This window comes from Bifidobacterium sp. FKU, assembly GCF_026016385.1.
GTDB classification, from domain to species: domain Bacteria; phylum Actinomycetota; class Actinomycetes; order Actinomycetales; family Bifidobacteriaceae; genus Bifidobacterium; species Bifidobacterium infantis.
This window is the reverse complement of sequence record NZ_CP092888.1, coordinates 1,007,284-1,030,288: the sequence shown is the minus strand read 5'-3', so window position 1 is coordinate 1,030,288 and position 23,005 is coordinate 1,007,284. Positions and strand designations below refer to the sequence as shown.

The 23,005-nt window shown below is 62.0% G+C and carries 17 protein-coding genes; 7 read left to right on the top strand and 10 right to left on the bottom strand.

The annotated features are described in order from the left end of the window. Positions 1 to 24: 24 nt before the first annotated feature. From MMB48_RS04535 to mraZ, 4 genes are read right to left on the bottom strand one after another with little or no spacing between them, the layout of a single operon-like run. The gene (locus MMB48_RS04535; protein ID WP_032744291.1) at positions 25 to 1,827 is read right to left on the bottom strand and encodes a peptidoglycan D,D-transpeptidase FtsI family protein; all 1,803 of its coding nucleotides are present in this window, start codon (positions 1,825 to 1,827) and stop codon (positions 25 to 27) included. Further along, a complete protein-coding gene (locus MMB48_RS04530; protein ID WP_012577224.1) occupies positions 1,824 to 2,273 on the bottom strand; it encodes a hypothetical protein in 450 nt (149 codons plus the stop codon). The genes MMB48_RS04535 and MMB48_RS04530 overlap by 4 nt, the downstream gene beginning before the upstream one ends. A 6-nt stretch (positions 2,274 to 2,279) precedes the next feature. Beyond that, positions 2,280 to 3,359, bottom strand: coding sequence for a 16S rRNA (cytosine(1402)-N(4))-methyltransferase RsmH (rsmH, locus tag MMB48_RS04525; RefSeq protein ID WP_032744290.1), 1,080 nt, complete (start codon positions 3,357 to 3,359; stop codon positions 2,280 to 2,282). After that, positions 3,359 to 3,880, bottom strand: a complete 522-nt coding sequence (gene mraZ / locus MMB48_RS04520; RefSeq protein WP_012577222.1) for a division/cell wall cluster transcriptional repressor MraZ — start codon at positions 3,878 to 3,880, stop codon at positions 3,359 to 3,361. Before mraZ ends, rsmH begins: the two co-directional genes overlap by 1 nt. A 332-nt stretch (positions 3,881 to 4,212) precedes the next feature. Between mraZ and MMB48_RS04515 the strand changes: the two genes are divergently transcribed. Together MMB48_RS04515 and serA are read left to right on the top strand one after the other, a co-directional pair. Next, positions 4,213 to 6,492, top strand: a complete 2,280-nt coding sequence (locus MMB48_RS04515; protein ID WP_032744289.1) for a HelD family protein — start codon at positions 4,213 to 4,215, stop codon at positions 6,490 to 6,492. 10 nt (positions 6,493 to 6,502) lie between these two features. Then, positions 6,503 to 7,702, top strand: coding sequence for a phosphoglycerate dehydrogenase (serA, locus tag MMB48_RS04510; RefSeq protein WP_012577220.1), 1,200 nt, complete (start codon positions 6,503 to 6,505; stop codon positions 7,700 to 7,702). Positions 7,703 to 7,834: 132 nt separating this feature from the next. On the opposite strand, the gene nrdR is transcribed toward serA, so the two are convergent. Together nrdR and MMB48_RS04500 are read right to left on the bottom strand one after the other, a co-directional pair. After that, positions 7,835 to 8,311: a transcriptional regulator NrdR gene (gene nrdR / locus MMB48_RS04505; protein WP_012577219.1), complete on the bottom strand. Its 477-nt coding sequence runs from the start codon at positions 8,309 to 8,311 to the stop codon at positions 7,835 to 7,837. A 16-nt stretch (positions 8,312 to 8,327) separates the two neighbouring features. Continuing rightward, positions 8,328 to 8,678, bottom strand: a complete 351-nt coding sequence (locus tag MMB48_RS04500; protein WP_032744288.1) for a LysM peptidoglycan-binding domain-containing protein — start codon at positions 8,676 to 8,678, stop codon at positions 8,328 to 8,330. Positions 8,679 to 8,828: 150 nt separating this feature from the next. Between MMB48_RS04500 and lexA the strand changes: the two genes are divergently transcribed. Further along, positions 8,829 to 9,554 carry a transcriptional repressor LexA gene (gene lexA, locus MMB48_RS04495; protein ID WP_007052535.1) on the top strand — a complete coding sequence of 242 codons (726 nt, stop codon included), beginning with the start codon at positions 8,829 to 8,831 and terminating at the stop codon, positions 9,552 to 9,554. Positions 9,555 to 9,719: 165 nt separating this feature from the next. Then, positions 9,720 to 10,658: a cation diffusion facilitator family transporter gene (locus tag MMB48_RS04490; RefSeq protein WP_012577216.1), complete on the top strand. Its 939-nt coding sequence runs from the start codon at positions 9,720 to 9,722 to the stop codon at positions 10,656 to 10,658. 144 nt (positions 10,659 to 10,802) lie between these two features. Here MMB48_RS04490 and MMB48_RS04485 read toward each other — a convergent pair whose 3' ends face one another. Together MMB48_RS04485 and hflX are read right to left on the bottom strand one after the other, a co-directional pair. Continuing rightward, positions 10,803 to 11,765 carry an L-lactate dehydrogenase gene (locus MMB48_RS04485; RefSeq protein ID WP_032744287.1) on the bottom strand — a complete coding sequence of 321 codons (963 nt, stop codon included), beginning with the start codon at positions 11,763 to 11,765 and terminating at the stop codon, positions 10,803 to 10,805. Positions 11,766 to 11,945: 180 nt separating this feature from the next. Further along, positions 11,946 to 13,451, bottom strand: coding sequence for a GTPase HflX (hflX, locus tag MMB48_RS04480; RefSeq protein ID WP_032744285.1), 1,506 nt, complete (start codon positions 13,449 to 13,451; stop codon positions 11,946 to 11,948). Positions 13,452 to 13,609: 158 nt separating this feature from the next. Between hflX and MMB48_RS04475 the strand changes: the two genes are divergently transcribed. From MMB48_RS04475 to MMB48_RS04465, 3 genes are read left to right on the top strand one after another with little or no spacing between them, the layout of a single operon-like run. Further along, complete coding sequence (locus MMB48_RS04475; RefSeq protein ID WP_032744283.1) at positions 13,610 to 14,266, top strand: class I SAM-dependent methyltransferase; 657 nt, start codon at positions 13,610 to 13,612, stop codon at positions 14,264 to 14,266. Continuing rightward, a complete protein-coding gene (locus MMB48_RS04470; RefSeq protein WP_032744282.1) occupies positions 14,256 to 18,392 on the top strand; it encodes a DUF3418 domain-containing protein in 4,137 nt (1,378 codons plus the stop codon). The genes MMB48_RS04475 and MMB48_RS04470 overlap by 11 nt, the downstream gene beginning before the upstream one ends. 2 nt (positions 18,393 to 18,394) lie before the next feature. Continuing rightward, positions 18,395 to 19,387, top strand: coding sequence for a hemagglutinin (locus tag MMB48_RS04465; protein WP_172664391.1), 993 nt, complete (start codon positions 18,395 to 18,397; stop codon positions 19,385 to 19,387). A gap of 109 nt (positions 19,388 to 19,496) precedes the next feature. Here MMB48_RS04465 and MMB48_RS04460 read toward each other — a convergent pair whose 3' ends face one another. Together MMB48_RS04460 and MMB48_RS04455 are read right to left on the bottom strand one after the other, a co-directional pair. Continuing rightward, the gene (locus tag MMB48_RS04460; RefSeq protein WP_012577210.1) at positions 19,497 to 21,179 is read right to left on the bottom strand and encodes a dipeptide ABC transporter ATP-binding protein; all 1,683 of its coding nucleotides are present in this window, start codon (positions 21,177 to 21,179) and stop codon (positions 19,497 to 19,499) included. Between the two features lie 90 nt (positions 21,180 to 21,269). Continuing rightward, positions 21,270 to 22,937 carry an ABC transporter substrate-binding protein gene (locus MMB48_RS04455; protein WP_032744280.1) on the bottom strand — a complete coding sequence of 556 codons (1,668 nt, stop codon included), beginning with the start codon at positions 22,935 to 22,937 and terminating at the stop codon, positions 21,270 to 21,272. Positions 22,938 to 23,005: the final 68 nt, after the last annotated feature.

Here is a 23,005-nt window from a genome sequence, read left to right as displayed (position 1 = left end):
GCTATCGCCTTTCTCCCCTGATCCTTACCACGTGACTGGAATAGCATTTTTTCGTGGACTGGAGACAGGCACCTCGTATTTCTGCATAAGGAACTCACAAATCTGTGCGGAAACAGGGCCGGCCGTCAGACCGCCGAACACACCATTCGGATCCTTCAGCACCACGGTAACCGCATAGCGCGGGTTGTCCGCGGGAATCACCACGGAATAATCGGAGATAATGGACGAGAGCGCGCCATCCGAACCCTGCACCTCTGCGGTACCGGACTTGGCGGCCATGCGGTAACCATCGACCTTGACGAACTTGTTGTAGCTCTCCGCCACTGATTCCATCGCATTCATCATGTCCGATGCGACCTTTTCATCCACCACGCGGGTGGCTTCGCCCTTCTTGGTCTCAGTGGTCTTGCCATTGGCATCGGTGGTTGATCTGATGATCGACTGCTGCTGCTTGACGCCCTTGTTCGCGATGGTGGCCACCACGTTGTTGAGCTGCAGGGCGTTGACGGTGTAGCCCTGACCAAACAGGATGGTGTTGCGCGTACGCAGATCCCATGCCGAAGGGCTGGTGAGCAGACCGCTCGATTCACCGGGCAGGTTCAGTCCGGTCGGTTGTCCGATACCGAATTTGGTCAGGTACTCGTAGCGTTGCTCATCCGGATAGTTCTCTCCGGCCATAATCATGCCGACGTTCGATGAGTTCTGCAGAATGCCGGCGAGCGTCCAGCGCTCAGTGCCGTGGTCGAATGAGTCCTTGTAGGTCTGGCCCTTCTGTGTGATGTGGTCCGGGACCGACAATTGATCGCTCATCTTATGCAGTCCCGTCTGCAGATAGCCGGACATGGAGATGACCTTGCCCACCGAACCAGGCTCGAAGGTTTCGGACACGGCCCGAGACGGGCTCATCTTCGCCGCATCGGTACCAGCCTGTACTTCATCGCTATCGGCCAGTGCGAGAATCTCCCCGCTCTGGACATCCTGCACCACGGCGATCGCCCATGCTGCACCATACTTGGACTCGGCCTCCTTCAAGGCCTTTTTGACATACCATTGCACATCACGGTCAATGGTCAGGGTGACATCGTCGCCATTTTTGGCCGCCACCGATTCGGTCATGGTGCCGGGAATCTCTTCGCCGCCATTACCACGCTGGTAGGTTTCATGGCCATCGGTTCCGGTAAGCGTCTTGTTCTCGACCTGCTCGATGCCGGCGACGCCATCGCCGTTGTCGTTCACGCCGCCAAGCAGCGCGCCCATGAGATCGCCATCCGCATACAGTCGTTCACTGCTCAGCTCACCCCAGACAATACCGCCCAGGTGCAACGCCTCGATGCTGCGCTTGACCTGTGGGGTCACGTCTTTCTTCAGAATCACATACTGCCCGGTACCGGACAGATCAGCTCCCAGTTCCATGGCGTTCATATCCAAGACTTTGGCCAGCAGTCGGCCCACGGCCGACGCTCCGGTAGCGCCCACGGGTTTGCCGTCAATTTCGTGGCAGTAATCACGGGTGTTGTCATTGCAAGTAATCGGCTCGAACTCCTGTGCAGCCTCCGGATTGGCGACGATAGTATAACGCTCCACGCTTTGAGCGAGCACGGAGCCGTTGGCGTCGAGGATACGCCCACGCTTGGCGCTCAACGTCACGGTCAGGGTGCGGTTAGCCGTGGCCGCTTGTGCGGTTTGACGGCCACCGATGAGCTGGGTGGAGGCCAGCTGAATCACGCATGCCGACGCCACCAACGCCAATGCGGCGCCGATGGCAATGCATTTGAACGCGAAGGTCTTGACCTTGGCGAACTCTACGATGCGACGAATGGTGTTCACTGGGTTCCGCCTTTGTTGGACTGGTATCCGCTTAAGTCGATGGACACTGATCCCTGCTGCGGGACCATGCCCATGTCGCTGGCCTTGTCGGGCAGGTTCGCGACTAATTGATCGAGTTTGGCCTGATCGTCTTCGATATCTTGGGTAAGTCTGTTGATATTGGTTTCGATTTGTGCCGCCTCAAACGAGTTCTGCACCATCTGGGTACGCAGCATCAGCGCGCCGAACAAGGTGCCGACGAGGAAGATCACTGCGATGGCCACGTGCACCAGCGGTGCGCTTCTTGTTCTGGTCCATTCGATGACCCGTCCGACGACATTGCCCCGCTCGTCTCCACGCGGGTTGGAGACCACCCGCAGCTCAGGTCGGGAGGAGGACTGATGCTTGGTGTGCGGCCGGTTCGAGGCCGGAGCCGCGTTCGACCGAATGTTACGTGCGGTTGCCATATGCCGTTATCCCCTCCTTGTACGAATTCGTGCTGTGTTTTTGGCTCTGCCCGGAGACGCGGAGCCTTGTATCTTGATGTCATTCAGGCCCTGCGCGGTTTGCGTAAAGCGTTTCCTCCATCGTGACGGAATATCACGGCTGACTTCCACCGCCCGCAACCGCACCGAAGCCGATCTCGGGTTGGCTGCGATTTCATGTTCGCCGGCCTTGATGGCACCTCGCGTGAGATCCGTGAAAAACGGTTGGGCATCCGGCGGTATGACAGGCAGGCCAGCCGGAACATCCACTCGCAGCCCTTGCGCCATGAACGATTTGACGGTTTTGTCTTCGAGCGAATGATAGGACTCCACCACCAGTCGTCCCCCGACATGCAGTCGGTTCGCGGCTTGCGGCAATGTGGAGGCGAGCTTGTCCAATTCGCCGTTGACTTCAATGCGCAACGCCTGGAAGACGCGTTTGGCGGGATTGCCCGCCGGGCGGTGGGCTTGCGGCACCACTTCATCGACCAGACGGTTGAGCTGTGCGGTGGTGGTAAACGGCTCCTTGTCTCGATGCGCCACGATGGCGCGGGCGATCTGACGCGAGAAACGCTCTTCACCGTATTCCTTGAATATGCGGACCAGTTCCGCCGCATCATAGGTGGCAAGAATCCGTTCGGCCGTCAACGGCTGGCTGACGTCCATGCGCATATCCAGCGGCGCATCATGCGAATAGGAGAAGCCACGATCGGTTTCGTCGATCTGCAGGCTGGATAATCCCAGATCCATGAATACGGCGTCCACACGTTCTATGCCTCGGTCCGTCAACACCTGATCAAGCTGATCGAAGGCGGCATGCACTGGGATGAATCGATCGGCGAGCCCCTCCCGTTCCATGCGTTCGGCGGCCAGCCCCAGCGCTTCGCTGTCACGGTCAATGCCGATGAGCCGAGCCTGAGGCGCAGTTTTGAGGAAGGCGATGGAATGGCCGGCAAGGCCCAAAGTGCAATCCACTGCGACGGCGTTCTCATGTTCCAGGGCAGGCGCCATCAGGTTCACGCAATCGTCAAGCAATACCGGCAGATGAATATTCGCCACATCAACCATCAGAATTCCACCTCCGGCAACACATCGTCAGCAATGTCGGAATATCCCTCTTCCTTCTCGGCGAGGTAGGACTCCCACGTGTCCTTATTCCACAGTTCGGCACGGGTGCCAACGCCGATCACCACGACGTCGGAACCCAGATTGGCGTAATCGCGCAGCATCTGCGGCACCAGTACGCGGCCCTGCTTGTCCGGCTGCTGGTCGACGGCACCGGAAAGGAACACACGCAGGTATTCGCGGGCGGCTTTGTTTCCCACCGACACACGCTGAATCTGCGAGGCGATGCGTCGAAATTCATCGAACGGCAGCAGGTACACGCACCGTTCCTGGCCTCGGGCCATGACCAGGCCCTGCCCCAGCTGGGAGCGGAATTTGGCCGGAAGCGCCATACGGCCCTTGGCATCGATCTTCGGCGTATATGTGCCGAGAAGCAATGGCGGCAGACCAGCCATGAGATCGGCCATAGTGGTGGAGCCTTGTGCGTTGGCATCAGCGTCGCGAATCGGCTGATCGGCAACCATGGCTCCACCTCCTTCATCGTTACGTGGGATACACTTCGGCCAACTGGTTCACCACTCTACCCCACGATTCCCCATTTCTCCCCACTCCTGCACGATTTGCTCACCCTTTTAGGGCGATTACCGATGGATTGCGCGTGTCGGCCACGACTGTCGCACGAATGGACGCTCCGCACATCCAATCCACGTTGCGCACTCCACCGACCAAGCAGCATGGTGAATTCACGCTGAATTCACCTATTCCGGGTTGTCCGCATCACTGACGTAGGGGGTGTGCGGTAAATTTGAATGCCTTAAGTTTTTCTGCCCCACGGAAATGGAACGAAGAGAACAGCATGTCGAGTTACGCCTCCCAGCTGCATGAGGAGCAGCAGGCCGTCGATCGCGCCTATGGACGATTGGATGATCTGCGAGCCGAAATGTGGCAACGCCTGGACACCGTACGCGCCGCCGGCTCCCACGGATCCCCCACGCAACGCAGCGAACGAGACTCCTTTGCCACAATGTACGAAAACCGCCTCACGCAATTGCGCAGCGTTGAGGATCGGCTGGTGTTTGGCCGCCTCGATGCCAAGAACGGCGACCGTCATTACATCGGCCGCATCGGCCTGTCGAGCCCGGACCATGAGCCGATTCTGACCGACTGGCGTGCCGAAGCCGCACGTCCTTTCTATGAGGCGACCCCCTCCAATCACGGCGACATCGTGATGCGCAGGCATATCACCTTGAGTTTCCGCGAAGTCGTGGGCGTTGAGGATGAGGTGCTCGACGTGCATTCAGACCAGGTCGGCCAGGCGTCTTCCGCCGGCACATTGACCGGCGAGGGTGCGCTGCTGGCTTCGTTGAGCTCACGCCGCACCGGCAAGATGACCGATATCGTGGCCACCATTCAGGCCGAGCAGGACCGCATCATCCGCTCCGACATGAATCGCGCCGTGGTGGTGCAGGGCGGCCCCGGCACCGGCAAGACGGCCGTGGCGCTCCATCGCGCCGCCTACCTGCTGTACACGCACCGGCGCACGCTGGAACGTTCCGGCGTGCTGGTGGTTGGCCCTAGCTCGGCGTTCCTGCACTACATCGATCAGGTGCTGCCCTCCTTGGGCGAGACCGGCGTGGTCTCACGCACCATCAGCGATCTGATTCCCGGCATCACCGCCACGGCGGTCGACTCCCCTTATGCAGCCAAGCTCAAGGGCGACCGACGCATGACCTCCGTAGTGGCCAATGCCATCGCCGCACGCGTGCGTGTTCCCGCTGCTCTGCCGACAGTAACCATTAGCGGCATTCAGGTACCGATGCTGGCCACTGATATCGAACAGGCGCAGGCGGACGCGAAGCGCACCCGGCAACCTCATAACAAGGCCCGCGAGACCTTTATCCGTTCGATGCTGACCAGCATGCAGAACCGTTATGCCGAACAGCTTGATTACACGCCGGATCAGGCGGAGCTGAACCGCGCAATGTCGCTGCTGCGTATGAACGAGCAGGTGCGCAAGACCCTGAACCTGTGCTGGCTGCCGATGACCGCCCCATGGCTCATCGATCAGCTGTTCGCCCATCCCGAACGTCTGAAGTCTCTGGCTGGTTGGCTGACCGACAACGACATCGCGGCACTTGCCCGCCCCAAGGGCTCCCCGCTGACCCGTTCCGATATTCCGCTGCTCGACGAAGCGATGGATATGCTGGGCCCCGATCCCAAGGCGGTGGCCCGCCAGTCCGCCGCCGACGCACGTCGTGCCGCCGAAGAGCAGTATGCCAAAGACACGCTGGCCGCGACCGGTCTGGGTGGAGGCATCGTCTCCAGTCAGATGCTGCTCGACCAGATGAACGGGGACGACGCTGAGCTGACCGCGCAGCGGGCCGCGGCCGACCGTGAATGGACCTACGGGCACATCGTGGTCGATGAAGCGCAGGAACTGACCGCCATGGACTGGCGTATGTTGATCCGCCGTTGCCCCTCCCGCTCGTTCACCATCGTGGGCGATGTGGCGCAGACTTCGGCGCTGGGTGGCACCCGACGCTGGAGCAAATCGATGAACCGCCTGTTCGGCGAAAGCCACTGGGATCTGAACGAGTTGACCATCAACTACCGTAATCCGCAGGAAGTTTCCGAACTTGCCTCACGCTTCGCCGAGAAGGAAGGCCTCTATATCTCCACGGTCAATGCGGTGCGCACCATCCCCGATTCGGTGTCCCGCAACGTGGTGCCCGACATGTCGTCCTTGCTGGAAACGACGGCCGAGCAGGCGGCGCAGCTTGCCGAACAATTCGTTTCGGCAGACGGCACCGGCCGCATCGCCGTCATCTGTCCGGATGATCTCATCGCCCCGGTGCGCGACGCCGTGCGCCGCAAACTGGCCGCCATTCTTGACCCGGCCGAATACGCAAGGCTCATCGAGCAGCCCGAATGGGATGAGCAAATCAGCGTCTGCGGCACCGAAACGGTCAAGGGTCTGGAGTTCGATGCCGTCGTGGTGGTCGAGCCCGGTCTCATCGAGGATGACGCGCCGAGCCGCCCGGTCGCCGCTTCGGACCTGTACGTGGCAATGACCAGGCCGACCCAGAAACTGGTTATAGTTCGGACAAAAACAGACGAGAAGTCCCTGAACATCTAAGGTATGAAGCATGCCCAAAGCACTGTTATTGGAAAACATTCACCCCGACGCGGCCAAGTCGTTGCGTGACCACGGTTTCGAAGTCGAGACCATGAAGGGCGCCTTGAGCGAGGACGAGCTCATCGACGCGCTGGATGGCGTGGACCTGGTGGGCGTACGCTCCAAGACCAACGTCACAGCCCGCGTGCTGGATGCGCGTCCTACGCTCAGCGCCATCGGCTGCTTCTGCATCGGCACCAATCAGGTCGACCTGGAGTACGCCGGCAAGCGTGGTATCGCCGTGTTCAACGCTCCCTACTCCAACACCCGTTCCGTGGTGGAATTGGTGATTTGCGACATCATCTGCTTGATGCGCCGCATTCCCGCACACACGCATCACATCAAGCATGGCCTGTGGGACAAGTCCGCTTCCGGCTCGCATGAAGTGCGCGGCAAGACCCTCGGCATCATAGGCTACGGCAACATCGGCTCCCAGCTGTCGGTACTGGCCGAGGCCCTCGGCATGCGCGTGGTGTTCTACGACATTGAAGAGAAACTGGCACTGGGCAACGCCCACCGTTGCGACACCCTCAACGAACTGCTGGAACAGTCCGATGCCGTGACCCTGCACGTGGATGGCCGCAAGTCGAACACCGGCTTCTTCGGCGAAGACCAATTCGCCCACATGAAGCAGGACGCGATTTTCATTAACCTTTCGCGCGGTTTCGTCGCCGATCTGGGAGCTCTGAAGCAGCACCTCGATTCCGGCCATCTGTCTGGCGCGGCGGTCGACGTGTTCCCCGTTGAACCGAAGAAGAGCGGAGATCCGTTCGAGACCTCACTGGCCAATGAAGACAATATGATTCTGACTCCTCATATTGGCGGCTCCACTTTGGAAGCTCAGGAATCCATCGGCCATTTCGTCTCTCAGCGTCTTGAGGATTACTGGTTCAGGGGTTCTACCTCCTTGTCCGTGAACCTACCGCAGATCAACCTCGGTGAGTGCGAGGGTGTGTGCCGTATCGCCCATCTGCACGACAATCTTCCTGGTGTGCTGGCTCATGTCAATCGTGTGCTCGGCGAGGAGAACATCAACGTTTCCTTCCAGTCGCTGGCCACCGAAGGCGAACTTGGCTATGTGGTCACCGACGTGGCTCAGAAGCCCAGCGCCGCCACGCTTGAAGCACTGCGCAGCATCGAGGGCACCATTCGCATGCGTGTCATCAGCTGACGCAGCTCATCCTCGATTGATATGAAAGAGACCCGTCGTTGACGGGTCTCTTTCATAAGTGCAGGGCTTCATGATTGGCGCGCACCATGGTTTGCGAATCACTCGCATATCACGGTGCATGGCATTCGAATATTATTCACGCAAACCATCAATGGCGCTTTGGAAATCCTCCAGACCTGCAAAGTTCTGGTACACACTCGCGAATCGAAGGTACGCCACCACATCCAAGTCACGCAACGGTTTCAGGATGGCTTTGCCCACTTCGTCTGAGGTGACTTCGGCAAGGCCTCGGGAGCGAAGATCCTCTTCGACTTTCTGTCCCAGCAGCTTCAGATCCTCTTCTCTGACCGGCCGCCCCTGGCAGGCTTTGCGTACGCCGGAAATCACTTTGTCTCTGCTGAATGGCTCCACGCCACCCGAACGTTTAGTGACCAGCAGCATACTGGTTTCCACCGTGGTAAAACGCTTGTTGCATTTCGGGCATACGCGACGCCGACGGATGGAATGACCGTCATCGCTAATGCGCGTATCAATGACTTTGGTGTCGGGGTTCTGGCAAAAAGGACAATGCATGCTCCCCAGAATAACGTGTACGGGCGGAAAAACCATGCCGATCGGGTTTCATCTACTCAGCCGGAACAATAATGCGCTGCCCGGCCTGCAATGATCCGGACTCAAGATTGTTCAACGCAATCAGTTCATCCACCGTTTCCGATACATCATGACCAGCAGGCGTGATAGCCGAAGCATATGACCAGAGCGTATCCCCCGGCCGCACGATATAACTGGTCACCTGCGTGGCCCCCGTATCCGATTGGGCCTGCTGAGCGGTAAACGCGCCGAAACCACACCAGGCAAGCGCCAAGGCGACCATCACTGCGATAATCCTCCCACGCACATTCCGGCGGGACGTTCCAGCATGCTGCATAGCTACACGTGCGCTACAGGCCGGGGCCATCACCATTGAACCAGTCATCACGACCACCTCTCTCGAACAGATGTTCTATCGAACAACTGTTCTTATAATGGCACAAATGTTCGACACGGTCAAGTCGAAACTCGAACAGATGTTTGATTTCACGCGAACAACACGTTATGCTGGTGGCATAACGAAAGGAGCCCTGACGTGAGCACCATTCCCTTCTCCCCCAAGCAGAAGCCGGACGAGTCCACCCTAACCGACCGCCAGCGCAAAGTGTTGGACGCCATTCGCACGCATATCGACGAACAAGGCTTCGCTCCCTCTTTCCGGGAAATCGGAAATGCCGCCGGGCTCAAAAGTCCATCTTCGGTCAAGCATCAGCTACAAGTTTTGGAAGACAAGGGCTTCATCCGCATGAACGCGAACAAGGGTCGCGCCATCGAGGTGGTGGCAGGATCCGCCCCGAATGCCGAAAAGCCCTCCCAAGCCAGCGAAGAGGCAACCAGCACCAGTAATGTGGCGGAGATATACCAATTCCCCGCCGAAGCCATTGCCGAATCACACGATGTGCCGCTCGTTGGCCGTATTGCCGCCGGTGTGCCGATTACCGCCGAACAGCATGTGGACGACGTCATGCGTCTGCCGGAACGGCTGACCGGCTCCGGCACCCTGTTCATGCTGGAAGTCCACGGTGATTCCATGGTGGATGCCGCTATCTGCGATGGCGACTATGTGGTGGTGCGAGAACAGAATTCCGCCGTCAACGGAGATATCGTCGCCGCTCTGCTGGATGACGAGGCCACGGTGAAGACCTTCCGCAAGGAAAACGGCCATGTCTGGCTGATGCCGCACAACCCCGCATACTCGCCCATCGACGGCACACATGCAACGATTATGGGCAAGGTGGTCACCGTACTGCGCAAATTGTAGCCTGTTCGCCACCAGCTGATCAGCGTGCGCTGAATCGCGCTGGTCGTGCTATAGTCGCACACAGCTTACGAAACCCCGGCCTCGCGCCGGGGTTTCGTCGTATTCAGACCATATCGCAAATGGTATTGAGAAGCGGTTTCAACTCGATAGAGCGAAGGAGTACATATGGCTCATACCCATGCACCCGCATCATCCACCTCCGTAGACCCTGCCGCGCATCAGCGCAGGCTGATTGCCACGTTGACCGTCACCGGTTCGGTCTTCCTCATCGAAGTGGTGTCGGCCGTTTTAACCGGCTCACTGGCCCTGCTGGTGGATGCCGGTCATATGCTCACCGACATGTCCGTGCTGGTGGCATCCACAATCACCGCCATACTGATGCGCCGCAAGCCCAACAACACTCGTACTTGGGGCTGGGCCAGGCTTGAGGTGCTCACCGCTGCCGCAGGTGCCGTGGTGCTGCTCGTCGTTGGCATCTATGCGTTGGTGGAGGCCGGCATGCGCCTGTTCGGCGGTTCCAAAGCGGAAATCGACGATATCGGCTTGCTGCTGTTCGTGGGCATTCTGGGTCTTGCCGCAAATATCATCTCGATTTTCATCCTTGCCTCGCAGCGCGAAGACAACATGAATATGAAGGCCGCGTTCCTCGAGGTGATGAATGACGCACTTGGCTCGGTGGCCGTGGTGGCCTCTGCCCTGGTAATGATCTCCACCGGATGGAATGGCTTCGACGCCGTGGCCGGTGCCGTCATCGCACTGATGATGATTCCGCGCGCCATCAAGTTGCTGCACAACGCGGTCAAGGTGCTGCTGGAGGAAACGCCGGATGGACTTGACCTCGATAAGGTACGCGAACATCTGGAAAGCATGCCGCATGTGCTTGCCGTGCATGACCTCCACGCCAGCACGGTGTCCACCGGCATGCCGATTCTGATGGCCCACGTGGTAGTTGACAAAGACCTCACCATGGAAGATGCCGCCACAATCCTCACCCAACTGCAGGATTGCCTGCGCGAGCACTTCCCGGTCTCGATCCCCCACACCACCTTCCAGCTCGAGCCCGAGGGCTATAGCTCCCACTCCCCCAACGAATTCCACGAATAAAAATAAAATGCTCTCAACGGGAGCATTCAGCAGGGTATAGAAAATCGCTGTACATGCGCGATCTTCGTGCCGCACAAGGTGAAGGCCTACAAAGGCAGGTCGAGCCTTGTGCGGTGCGAAAAGCGCTCCGTACAGCGATTTTTATCAGAAGCCGAACTGGGCGGCGGTTTCCTTCAGCGTCTCGGCGGAGCGCTTCAGGGCGGCGAGCTCCTTGTCGGAGACCGGGGTGTTGATGGTGTTGTTGACGCCCTGACGGTTCAGGAGGGTCGGCACGGACATGCAGATGTCGGAGATGCCGTGGAAATCCTTGAGCATGGAGCTCACCGGCAGGATGCGGTTGGTGTCGCGCAGCACGGCCTCGATGATGTCGACGCCAGACATGCCGATGGCGTAGTTGGTGGCACCCTTACCGTTGATGATCTTGTAAGCGGCGTTCTTGACTTCCTGGTGGATCTCCTCGCGCTTGGCGGCGTCGAGCGGGCTGTGGCCGGGCAGCGGGGTCCAGTCGCACATGGGAACGCCACCGATGGTGGCGGACTCCCACAGCGGGACCTCGGAGTCGCCGTGCTCGCCGGCGATGTAGGCGTGCACGTTCTTGACGTTGACGCCGGTCTGCTGGGCGATCAGGAAGCGCAGACGAGCGGAGTCCAGGTTGGTGCCGGAGCCGAAGACCTGGTTCTCGGGCAGGCCGGTGAGCTTCTGAGCGACGTGGGTGGCGATGTCGACCGGGTTGGTGATGAGCATGTAGATGGCGTTCGGAGCCACCTTGACCAAGTTCGGCATGATGGCCTTGAGGATGTTGACGGTAGCGCCAACGAGCTCCAGGCGGGACTGGCCCGGCTTCTGACGCGGACCAGCGGTGATGACGACCATGTCGGCGTCGCGGCAGATCTCAGGATCGTCGGAACCGTCGATGGACACGGTCGAGTAGAAGCTGGAGCCGTGCTGCATGTCAAGCACTTCGGCTTCCACGCGCTCCTTGGCGATGTCTTCAAGCACGATCTCGCGAGCGACGCCACGCTGGGCGGCGGCGAAGGCAAGGGTGGAGCCAACGGCACCGGCACCAATAACAGCAAGCTTCGTGGGCTTAACGGTAGTTTCCGCCATGATGGATGAACCTCTCTTCAAAGGCGGTCTGCTGATGAATGGCAGGCCTTGTAACTAACGTCTTCACTCTATAAACCCGCTAAGACGTTTTGCTACCAGCGCACCACCCTGTTTGATAACGGTATGGTAATGTTCTCAACGGTTGTTAGCGCTCCCAAACAAACTGTGATGTTTATCACGTTAGTCAATGGACTGTTCGACCACCTGAGCGGCAAGATGGGCGTCAACGTCCGCTTCAAGCTGTATGCCATCATCACGGTACTCCACCTTGTCTACCTTGCCGTATTCGCGTACACGAGAGATCAGGGAGCCAGCGGTATACGGCAGCAGAGCGTTGACATGCACATGCGGGACCGGCAGCAGACTTTCGACCGCGGTACGCAGCTCGTCCAATCCCTCACCGGTATAGGCGGAGACGATGAACGCATCCGGCTGCAGTGCGGCAAGTCGTTCACGAGTTGTCTCGTCCGCCTGATCGGCCTTGTTGAATACGAGAATACGAGGAATCGAGGCCGTGCCTTCGATGTCCGCCAACACATCGTTGACCGCATCGACCTGAGAGAACGGGTCAGGGTGTGAGCCATCGACCACGTGCAGGATCACATCGGCCTCGGCCACCTCTTCCAGGGTGGATTTGAACGCCTCGACCAGCTGGGTGGGCAGGCGGCGCACGAAACCGACCGTGTCCACATAGGCGTAAGCGCGTCCATCGCGGGTTTTGGCGCGGCGCACGGCCGTGTCCAATGTGGCGAACAGCGCGTTTTCCACCAGTTCGGCCGAGCCGGTCAGACGGTTGGTCAACGAGGATTTGCCGGCGTTCGTGTAGCCGACCACGGCCACTGTGGGCAGGCCGAAGCGACGGCGCGAACCGCGCTTGACCTCACGCGCCGGGGCCATCTCACGAATCTGACGGCGCAGTCTGGCGATACGCGTGCGAATTACACGACGGTCCATTTCGATTTTGGTCTCGCCCGGGCCTCGCGATCCGATGCCCGCATCCGCGCCGGCCGCGCGGCCGCCGGCCTGGCGGGACAGCGAACCACCCCAACCACGCAGTCGGGGCAGCATGTATTCGAGCTGCGCCAACTCCACCTGCGCCTTACCTTCACGCGAGGTGGCGTGCTGGGCGAAGATGTCCAGAATCACCGCGGTGCGATCCACCACCTTGACTTTGGCGGCGTCCTCCAATGCACGGCGCTGTGACGGCGGCAGGTCGTCGTCCACGATAATCGTATCGGCTTCCTCACGCGCCACGATGTCGGCAATCTCCTTGGCTTTGCCGGAACCAACGTACGTGGCTGCATCCGGCTTGGAGCGATGCTGCAGCAAACCATCGCATACCACCGCACCGGCGGTTTCGGCGAGCGCCGCCAACTCCCTCAACGATTCCTCGGCCTTGGCTTGCGTGGTGACGGCGGACGACCAGACGCCGACGAGCACCACACGTTCCAGACGCACCTTGCGGTATTCGACTTCGGTGACGTCCTGCAGCTCGCCGAGACCGGCGACATGCTTGAGCTCGTTGCGGGCCTCGCGCTCCTCCCATTCCTGGTTGGCGTCCTCATGCCAGCCGGTCGCGCGCTGGCTGTCGTCGAGCAGCACTTCGGACTGCCCGGCCAGCACACCTTCAGGGGTAACGTCGTTGTTGCCGCGGTCGATGTCGGTGTACTGGGTGTTGTCGGTCAAGTGCGCCTCGTTTGGTTGGAATGGTTCACGATTCTTCTATGGTCCTTTATTATCATCACATGAGGTGACATGCTGGCATAGATCGGCACGTACCGGCATAGGCCGGCTGATACAGGTCGGCATACGAGAGCGGCGAATCCCGCAGAAATGGAGCGACCATGGCAGAACAGTATTTCTCTGCGGAACCCGCGTCGAAGGATGTGCGCCGCACATTGAACGTAACGTTGCGCGGCCATGAGACGACCGCTCAGGTGTCGAACGGCGTGTTCTCCGGCTCGCGCGTGGACCTCGGTACGTCGGTATTGCTGAAGCATGCGCCCGAGCCACCGCTTACCGGCGATTTCCTGGATTTGGGCTGCGGCTGGGGCCCTATCGCCCTGACATTGGCGTTTGAGTCGCCCGAAGCGAACGTGTGGGCGGTGGATGTCAACGAGCGCGCGCTGGACCTGACCCATGCCAACGCACAGGCGAACGGCCGCACGAACATTCATACGGCTCAGGTGGACGAGTCCAGCACTCCCCTGCCCGCCGAGAACCAGCCGGCGTTCTGCGAGACGGTGCCGGGCGATCTCACGTTTGATGCGATTTGGTCGAATCCGCCGATCCGAGTCGGCAAGGAAGCGCTGCATACGTTGCTTATGGCTTGGCTGCCGAAGCTCAAGGTGGGCGGCGCCGCCTATCTCGTAGTGCAGAAGAATCTCGGCTCCGATTCGCTGATCCCCTGGCTGGACGATGCGCTCGGCGAGGGGTTCACTGCGAGCAAATACGCGAGCTCCAAGGGCTTCCGTATCATTGAAGTTCGTCATGAAATATGAGTATCCTGCAGAACTTCCCGTATCTGCCGCGCGTGATGAGATAGCCAGCGCGGTCAAACGTTCCCAAGTCGTTATTGTGTCCGGCCAGACCGGTTCGGGCAAAACCACACAGCTGCCGAAAATCCTGCTTGAGCTTGGCCGTGGCACGCACGGCAAGCAGATCGTGCACACCCAGCCTCGCCGCATCGCCGCGCGCACGGTGGCCGAACGTATCGCCTCGGAGATGGGCGTGAAGCTCGGTGACGAGGTCGGCTATCAGGTGCGTTTCACCGACGAAAGCTCGCCCAGCACACGATTGAGGGTCGTGACCGACGGTATTCTGCTCGCCCAGATCCAGCGCGATCCGAAACTCACCCAATACGATACGATCATCATCGACGAGGCGCATGAGCGCAGTCTTAACATCGACTTTCTGCTCGGCTATCTGACGGCACTGCTGCCTCAGCGCCGCGATCTGAAGCTCATCATCACCTCCGCGACCATCGATTCGGTCAAGTTCCAGGAGCATTTCGAGCACGCCTTGCATGAGAAAGTGCCGGTAATCGAGGTTTCCGGCCGCACCTTCCCCGTGCAGGTGGTCTACGAGCCGCTTGGCACCGCGCCCGCGTTGATGCGCGAAGTGCCGGGATTCGCGGTGGGTGCCCGCCCCGGTGACGCCGATTACGACGAGCTGGCCAGCGCCATCGCGGAATCCGATTCCGACCGGCCCCGCGGCCGGTCCGGTGCCTCCTACGCCGACGACGGCATCACCGACATGCCCACGGCGGTGGCCCGCGCCTGCGCCGAACTGGTGATCCACTCCTCCCACGAACGCGGCCCGCGCGACATCCTGGTCTTCGCCTCCGGCGAGCGCGACATCCACGAGTTCGAGGCCGCACTGCGGCATCATTACGGCCCGCGCGCCGACGACATGCGCCGACCGGATGCCATCGAGATCATGCCGCTGTTCGCGCGATTGTCCGCCGCCGACCAGCACAAGGTGTTCGAATCGCACCTTCACCAGCGCATCGTCATCGCCACCAATGTGGCTGAGACCTCGCTGACCGTGCCCGGCATCCGCTACGTGGTGGACCCCGGTTCCGCCCGTATCTCCCGGTATTCGAAGACCGCAAAGGTCCAGCGTCTGCCGATCGAGCCGATCAGCCAGGCCAGTGCCGACCAGAGGTCCGGCCGATGCGGCCGCGTGGCCGACGGCATCGCGATCCGCCTGTATTCGCGTGAGGATTACGAGACCCGACCGCGCTTCACCGAGCCGGAAATCCTGCGTACCTCGCTGGGTGCCGTGGTGCTCCACATGCTGTCGGTGGGCGTGGCCCGCACGGCCGAGGACGTCACGAACTTCGGGTTCATCGATCCGCCGGATATGAAGGCCGTGTCGGACGGTTTCAATGAGCTCACCGAGCTCAAGGCCATCGGCCGCAAGCGCGGCGAGGTGACGCTCACCCATACCGGCCGTCAGCTGGCGCGCATCCCCATCGACGTGCGTCTGGGACGTATGGTTATCGAAGCCGCGAAAACCGATTCGCCGAATCTTCTGGCCCAGGTGCTCGTGGTCGTGGCGTTCCTGAGCTTGCAGGACCCACGTGAACGCCCGGACGACAAGCGTGAGGATGCCGACCGTATCCACAACCGGTATGCGGATGAGACCTCCGACTTCCTGACGGCCCTGAACATCTGGGACCGCGTGTTCCAGGCGGACGGCGACCCGAGCAACAACGCGCTGCGCCGTATCTGCAAAACCGAGTACTTCAGCTGGCTGAGGATGCGCCAGTGGAAGGATCTCGTCTCCCAGCTGCGCCAGATGTGCCGGGAGCTGCGGTTCAAGGTCGGCGACCCGCTGCCCGCCTCCCGCCCAGGCTTGGAGATTCGCCAGATGCCGTTGAATCAGCAGGCCGCGCATTCGCTGTGCTGCTCGTGGGATGCGGACGGCATCCACAAGTCGATGCTCGCCGGGTTGTTGTCGATGATGGGCATGCAGGTGGTGCGTGAGCCCAAGGCATCCGATTTCGCGGGGCTGACCGGTGCGGCGCGCGCCCGTGCGATGAAACGCGCCCAGAAGCAGTCGAAGAACGATTATCAGGGCGCGCGCGGCACCCGTTTCGCCCTGTTCCCCGCCTCCGCCGTGGCCAAGAAGACCCCGTCATGGGTGATGAGCACCGAACTGGTGGAGACCTCTCGCCTGTGGGCCCGCTATTCGGCGGCCATCGACCCGACGTGGGCCGAACCGTTGGCCGGCCAATTGACCCGCACCACGTATGCGGAGCCGCACTGGTCGGGTTCGCGTGGCTCGGCTGTGGCCACCGCGCGCGTGCTGCTGTATGGTCTGCCGATCGTACAGGACCGTGCCGTGCAGTGGGGACGCATCAATCCGCTTGAGGCGCGCGACTTCCTGATTCGCCAGGGTCTGGTCGAGGGCGATATTCAGCAGCGTTTCAGTTACGACGACTTTGTGGGCAAGAACCGCGACATTCTCGAGGATGCCGCCGATGATGCGAGCCGCACTCGCCAGCTGGCGGATACCGTGTCCGACGAGGATCTGTTCGACTTCTACAACGCGGTCATTCCCAACGATGTGACCAGCGTGGCCGATCTGGCGAAATGGTGGAAGTCCGAGCATGACCGTCAGCCGAATCTGCTTGATTTCGACCCGGCCAAGGTGGAGCGTCTGGCATCCAGCGATTCGGTGAGTCTGGACGATTACCCCGACCATTGGCATACGACCGGATCGGACGGCCAACCCATCGACCTGCGTTTGAGCTACGTGTACGATCCGGCCGACCCGGCCGACGGCGTCACCGTGCATGTGCCGTTGAAGGCGCTCTCGCGTATCACGCCCGACCAGTTCACATGGAATGTGCCGGGCCTGTTGGATGAGCTGATCCTGTCGATGATCAAGGCGCTGCCCAAGCAGCTGCGCGTCCAGTTTGTGCCGGCCCCGGATGCCGCGCGTGCGATTCGTGACTGGATCGACGAGCATTACCCGGATCTGCCGGGCTCGGGCACGCAGCAGAAGCCGAATCTGCCGCCGGTGGATGAGGATGGCACGACCGTTGGCTGGCCCGATCTGGCACATGTGTTCACCAAGGCGGCCATCGCCACCAAGGGTGCGCAGATTCATCCCGAAGTGTTGGGGCCGGAACTGGTCGAGCGTCTTTCCCCGTATCTCAGGGTCACGTTCTCGGTGGAGCAGCAACTGCCGGCCGGCAAGCACCCTCGTGGACGCCGGCATGCGCGCGGCCCCGTCAAGGTGCTGGGTGTGTCCAAGGATCTGAAGGCGCTGCAACGCAAGTTCGCCGCGCAGGCGGAGGCGTCGGCCCGTCAAATGGTCAAGAAGCAGGCCGATCAGGCTGGAGAACAGGGCAAGCTGGTCAGTCAGGCGAACCTGTTGCATAAGGCGGGTGCCACCACCGAGTCCCGGGCCACGATGCTCTGGCGTGGCGCATTGGATGCGCTGCGGTTGCCGGCCGAACGCATTTCGTCGCGCTGGCTGGGTACCGAGGCGTTGATGCTGGCTTCTGCTCCGTACAAGTCCACCAAGGATCTGGTCGAAGACCTGCAGCTGGCCACGGTCAAACGGCTGATGCCGAATGTCGACAGGCTCTCGGACGATGAGGCGTTGGCCAATGCGGTGCTCGATGTGCGCGAAGTGTACGAGGACACCGTCTATCAGGTGGCGCATGACGTGATCGCCGTGCTCAAGGCTTATGCCGAAGTCGACAAGGCCACTGGCGGCAAGGCCGACTTGCCGATGCTGTCGGTGCTGCAGTCGGTGCGCGAGCACATCGCCACGCTGGTGTTCCCCGGATTCGTCGGGCGTACTCCCCCGGATGCGCTGGCGAACATCTCCCGATACCTGCAGGCCGATCTCATGCGCCTGGCCAAGGCGAAGACCGACAAGAACCGCGACGTGCGATGGGCGTGGGAGGCCGACGAGGCCCGCACGCTGGTCGACAAGGCGATGGCCAAGGCCAAGGCGGAGCCGGCCGGCCCCCGCCACGAGACGCTGATGAAGCAGGCGACCGCCGCCCGCTGGATGCTCGAGGAATTCTACGTGTCCCTGTGGGCGCAGGAACTCGGCACCGCCAAGCCGGTGAGCCTGCAGCGCATCAAGAAGGCGCTGGCGTAGCGATGGCGACGACGCAACGGCGCAAGCCGGCCAATCCGCGCGGCAGGGCGAACGTGATTGTCGCGGGGCGGGGCGTGTCAGGCGGCAATCGCAAACGTCGCCCGGGCAAACGCCCGCGCAATCGCAGGTATCCGCTCAGCCCGGCGCGCTGGTGGAAGCTGGCCGGGTTGGCGCAGCGCGTCGCGGCTGTGCTGGTCACCGTGGTGGCGGCCGCATGCGTGGTCGCGCTGGTCGTGGGCACTGTGCGGGTCGTCCAGTGGCGTCGCAACGTGCAGGAGGCCGAGGCCCGTCAGCTGCAGCTGACGCAGCAATACGATTTCAATCCCGGCGACATCATCTCGGACGGCCAGTTCTTCAACGCCAATGCGATGAGCGAGGCCGAGGTCCAGTCGTTCCTCGACAAGCAGGGCGCGGCGTGCAGCGGTTCCCGGTGCCTGAAAACCATGACCTTCGACACCGAGGACCAGGCGGCGAACGAGTATTGCGCGGCGTACGAGGGCGCGAGAAAGGAGACCGCGGCCGCGATCATCGACAAGTCGGCGCGCGCGTGCGGCATCAGCCAGAAGGTGCTGCTCACCGTGATGCAGAAGGAGCAGCACCTGGTCACGGCCGTCAATCCGACGGGCTTCCAGTACAAGGCCGCCATGGGGCTGAGCTGCCCGGACGACGCGAACTGCGATCCGGCCTATGCCGGCTTCTTCAGACAGGTGTACGGGGCGGCGCACCGCTACCAATACTACGTGGCACATGAAAGCGCCTACGGCTATCACGCCAACGCGCTGAACTACATCCAGTACCACCCGAATGCCGGGTGCGGCGGCACCAACGTGTACATCGAGAACACGGCGACCGCGCTGCTCTACATCTACACGCCCTACCAGCCGAACGACGCCTCGCTGGCGGCCGGGTTCGGCGAGGGCGACTCATGCTCCAGCTACGGCAACCGCAACTTCGCCCTCATCTACGCCAACTGGTTCGGTGCCGCGCGCCGATAGGGGCGGGAACGGCAAAAACCGAAACCACGGTAAGGCTAGGTGCCATCCGCGCCGTCGTCGCCGCCCCGCCGCACGGCCGGAGAGCCGGCCGGATGACGGGCGGCACGGCTCACAGGTCGATCTTCGGGGAGGCGTCGAGCAGGGTACGCGTGTACTCGGCCTTGGGATGGTTGAGCACACGGCCGGTCTCCCCGCTCTCCACGACGCGCCCGTGGCGCAGCACCGTGATCACATCGGACACCTCCTGCACGATGCCCAGGTCATGGGTGATGAACAGGCATGCGAAACCGTGCTCGCGCTGCAGCCGGCGCAGCAGGTCGAGCACCTTGCGCTGCACGGTCACGTCCAGCGACGACGTCGGCTCGTCGGCGATGAGCAGCGACGGGTTGAGCGCCAAGGCGCGCGCGATGCCGACGCGCTGGCGCTGGCCGCCCGACAGCTGGTGCGGGAACCGGCCGGCCACATCGGCGGGCAGCTCCACCTGATCAAGCAATTCAAGGACGCGCTTGCGCCGGTCCGTCTCGCTGAGCCCGCCCTGCACGAGCATCGGCTCGCCGATGCTCCACGCCACGGACTTGCGCGGGTTGAGCGCCGATCCGCTGTCCTGGAACACATAGCCCATATGCTTCAGGATCTCGCGCTTGCGCCTGCCATGCGCCTTGGCGAGATCCTCCCCCTCGATGAGCACCGTGCCCGAGGTTGGCGCGAGCTGGCCGGAGATCACCTTGGCGATCGTGGTCTTGCCGGCTCCCGATTCGCCCACCAGCGCGCGGGTCCTGCCGGCCACCAGATCGAACGAGATGTCCTTGACGGCGAAGCTGCCGGCCTTGTACGACACGGCCACGTCGTTCACCTGCGTGATGCGCCTGCCGCCGCCGGGCGCGTCGCTTTCCGTGATGCGTTCGCCGCCGGCCGCATGTTCGCCGTCTGCCGCATGCTCGTCGATGCGCAGGCGCGGCACGGCGTCGAGCAGCATCCGCGTGTAGTCGTCGGACGGGTGGCGGAAGACCTGCGCGACGCTCCCCTGCTCGACGATCACGCCGTTGTGCATCACGTACACGTCCTGCGCGGCCTGCCACACCACGCCCATGTCGTGGGTGATGAGCAGCACGGCCAGATCGAGGTCGACCGCCAGCGAGGAGATCAGGGCGAGAATCGCCTTCTGCGTGGTCACGTCGAGCGCGGTGGTCGGCTCGTCGGCGATGAGTACCTTGGGTCGGTTGATGATCGCCATGGCGATCATCACGCGCTGCAGCTGGCCGCCCGACAGCTCATGCGGGTACGACGACCACACGCGTTCGGCGTCGTCGAGCCCGACCTCGCGCAACTGTTCGAGCACCTTGGCCTTGCGCTCGGCGGCGCTGAGCTGCTTCTGGTGGTATTTGAGCGATTCCGCGACCTGTACGCCGAGCGTGAACACCGGATTGAACGCGGTGGACGGTTCCTGGAACACCGTGCCGATGTATTCGCCGCGGATGCGTTGCAGCGGCGCGTCGGCGGCCAGCAGATCGATGCCGCGGCCGGCGGCGTCCTTGCCGTCGCCGCCCGGACCGGAGTCCGGCCCGTCATCCACAAGGGCGTCGTCGAGGTACGCGTGGCCCTTCACGCTGGCCACCGACGGATCGAGACGGGGCAGCGCCATCGCCGTCACCGACTTGCCGGAGCCGGATTCGCCGACCAGAGCGGTGATGCGCCCCGGGAACAGTCTGAGGCTGACGCCGTGGGTCACCTCCCGCTCGTCGAAGCTGACGGCCAGACCGTCCACGGTCACGATCGCGCGTGGTTCACTCATTGGAAGCTCCTTGGATGCACAAGCGTTGGAATGCGTCCGGCGCGCGCCAGCGGACCATGCCGCCGGCGCGCGCCGGATGCGGATGCCGGCTCAGTTCGCGCTGGCGAGCGAGACCTGCGTGTAGTCCGGGTACGCCGGGAAGTTGCCGATGACGAAGTTGGTCACGTTCGATCCGTGGATGAACGTGTTCTTCGAATAGATCAGCGGCACGACCGGCGCGTCGGCCATGATCGTCTTGTCGGCCTCGGCCCAGATCTTGCCGGCCTCGGTCTGATCGATGGTCTCGGTGGCCTTCTTGATCAGCTCGTCGACCTTCGGGTTCGCGTAACGGGCCAGGTTGTAGTTGCCGTGGCCGATCTGCGAGGAGTCGAACAGCGGGGAGATGTTGGCGTAGGGCGACGGGAAGTCGGGCTGCCACGAGCTGATGGCCAGATCGTAGTCGCCCTTGTCGTTGGTCAGCGTATCGGAATACACATCGTCGTTGAGTGTCTGGATGTCCACCTTGACGCCGGCCCGCTTGAGGCTCGTCTGGATCGAGGAGGCGGTTTCGGCCTGAGCGGAGGTGGCGATGAGCTTGAGGGTCGGGGCCTGCTCGCCCGACTCCTTGATCAGCTGCTTGGCCTTGTCCACGTCGCCGGTCGGATCGGCCTTGTACAGGTCGTAGTCCTCGCGGCCCTCGATGCCGGGCGTGATGAGCGTGGTGGCGAAGTTGCCGGCGATCTCGCCGCCGGAAGCCGTCTGGTAGGCCTTCTTGTCGACCGCGTACTGCAGCGCTTGGCGAATCTTCGCGTTCTTCACGTGTTGGGTGTTGATGGCGAGGTATTCCAGCGCGCCGTCGCCGCTGGTGGTCAGCAGCTTCTTGTAGTTCGGGTTGGCCTGCGCCTGCGCGAGCTGCGCGGCCGGCACGAATCCGGACAGGAACGAGTTCTTGCCCTCACCGGTGCCCTGCATGATCGACTGGGCGGCCACCGAGGTGTCCTGTCCCATCTTGAACACGATCTTGTCGGGGCCCGCGGTGCGCACCGGATCTGTCTTCTTGTCCCAGTAGGTGTTGCGCACGAAGACGGCCTGCTTGCCGGCCTCGTTCGACTCGACCTTGTACGGGCCGGAGGCCACCGGCAGCTTGCCGTAGCCGGACGCCGGGCCCTTGCCGTCGGGCACGGGGGTGAACGCGGCGAGCGAGACGACCCACGGCCAGTCGCCGAACGGCGCGTTGAGGTGGAAGATGATGGTCTTGTCGTTCGGCGTCTCGATGGAGCTGAGCTCCTGGCCGTCGAACGGGCCGTGGTAGTCCTGCGCGCCCTCGAGCAGCGTCTTGTGGTAGCTCAGGCCGCCGGTCAGCGAGTCGGCGAAGGAACGCTCCAGCCCGTACTTGACGTCCTTGGAGGTGATGGGCGTGCCGTCGGAGAACTTGAGCCCGTCCTTGAGCGTGTACGTCCACGTCTTGCCGTCGTCGCTCGACTTGCCGGTGTCGGTGGCCAGATCGGGCACGACCTTCGTCTCGCCCTTGTCGGTGATCTTCCACGCGGTCAGGCGGCGGAAGATGTTGCCGTTCGTGGTGGTCGGCAGACCCTGGCTCTTGGCCGGGTCCAGATCCATCTCCGTGCTGGACAGCAGCACGTTCAGCGTGCCGCCCTTGACGGTGGTGCCGCTCGCCGAGCCGGTGGCGGCGTTGTCGTTGGACGCGCCGCAGCCGGACAGCGCCAGTACCGCGGCACAAGCCCCCGCCGCGAATACGCGCCATGCGTTGTTCTTCATGATGGTTTTCCTCTCTATCGGTGCCGGTCCGTGGAGCAGACCGGCAAGTATCGCGTGTTGCGGCCGCA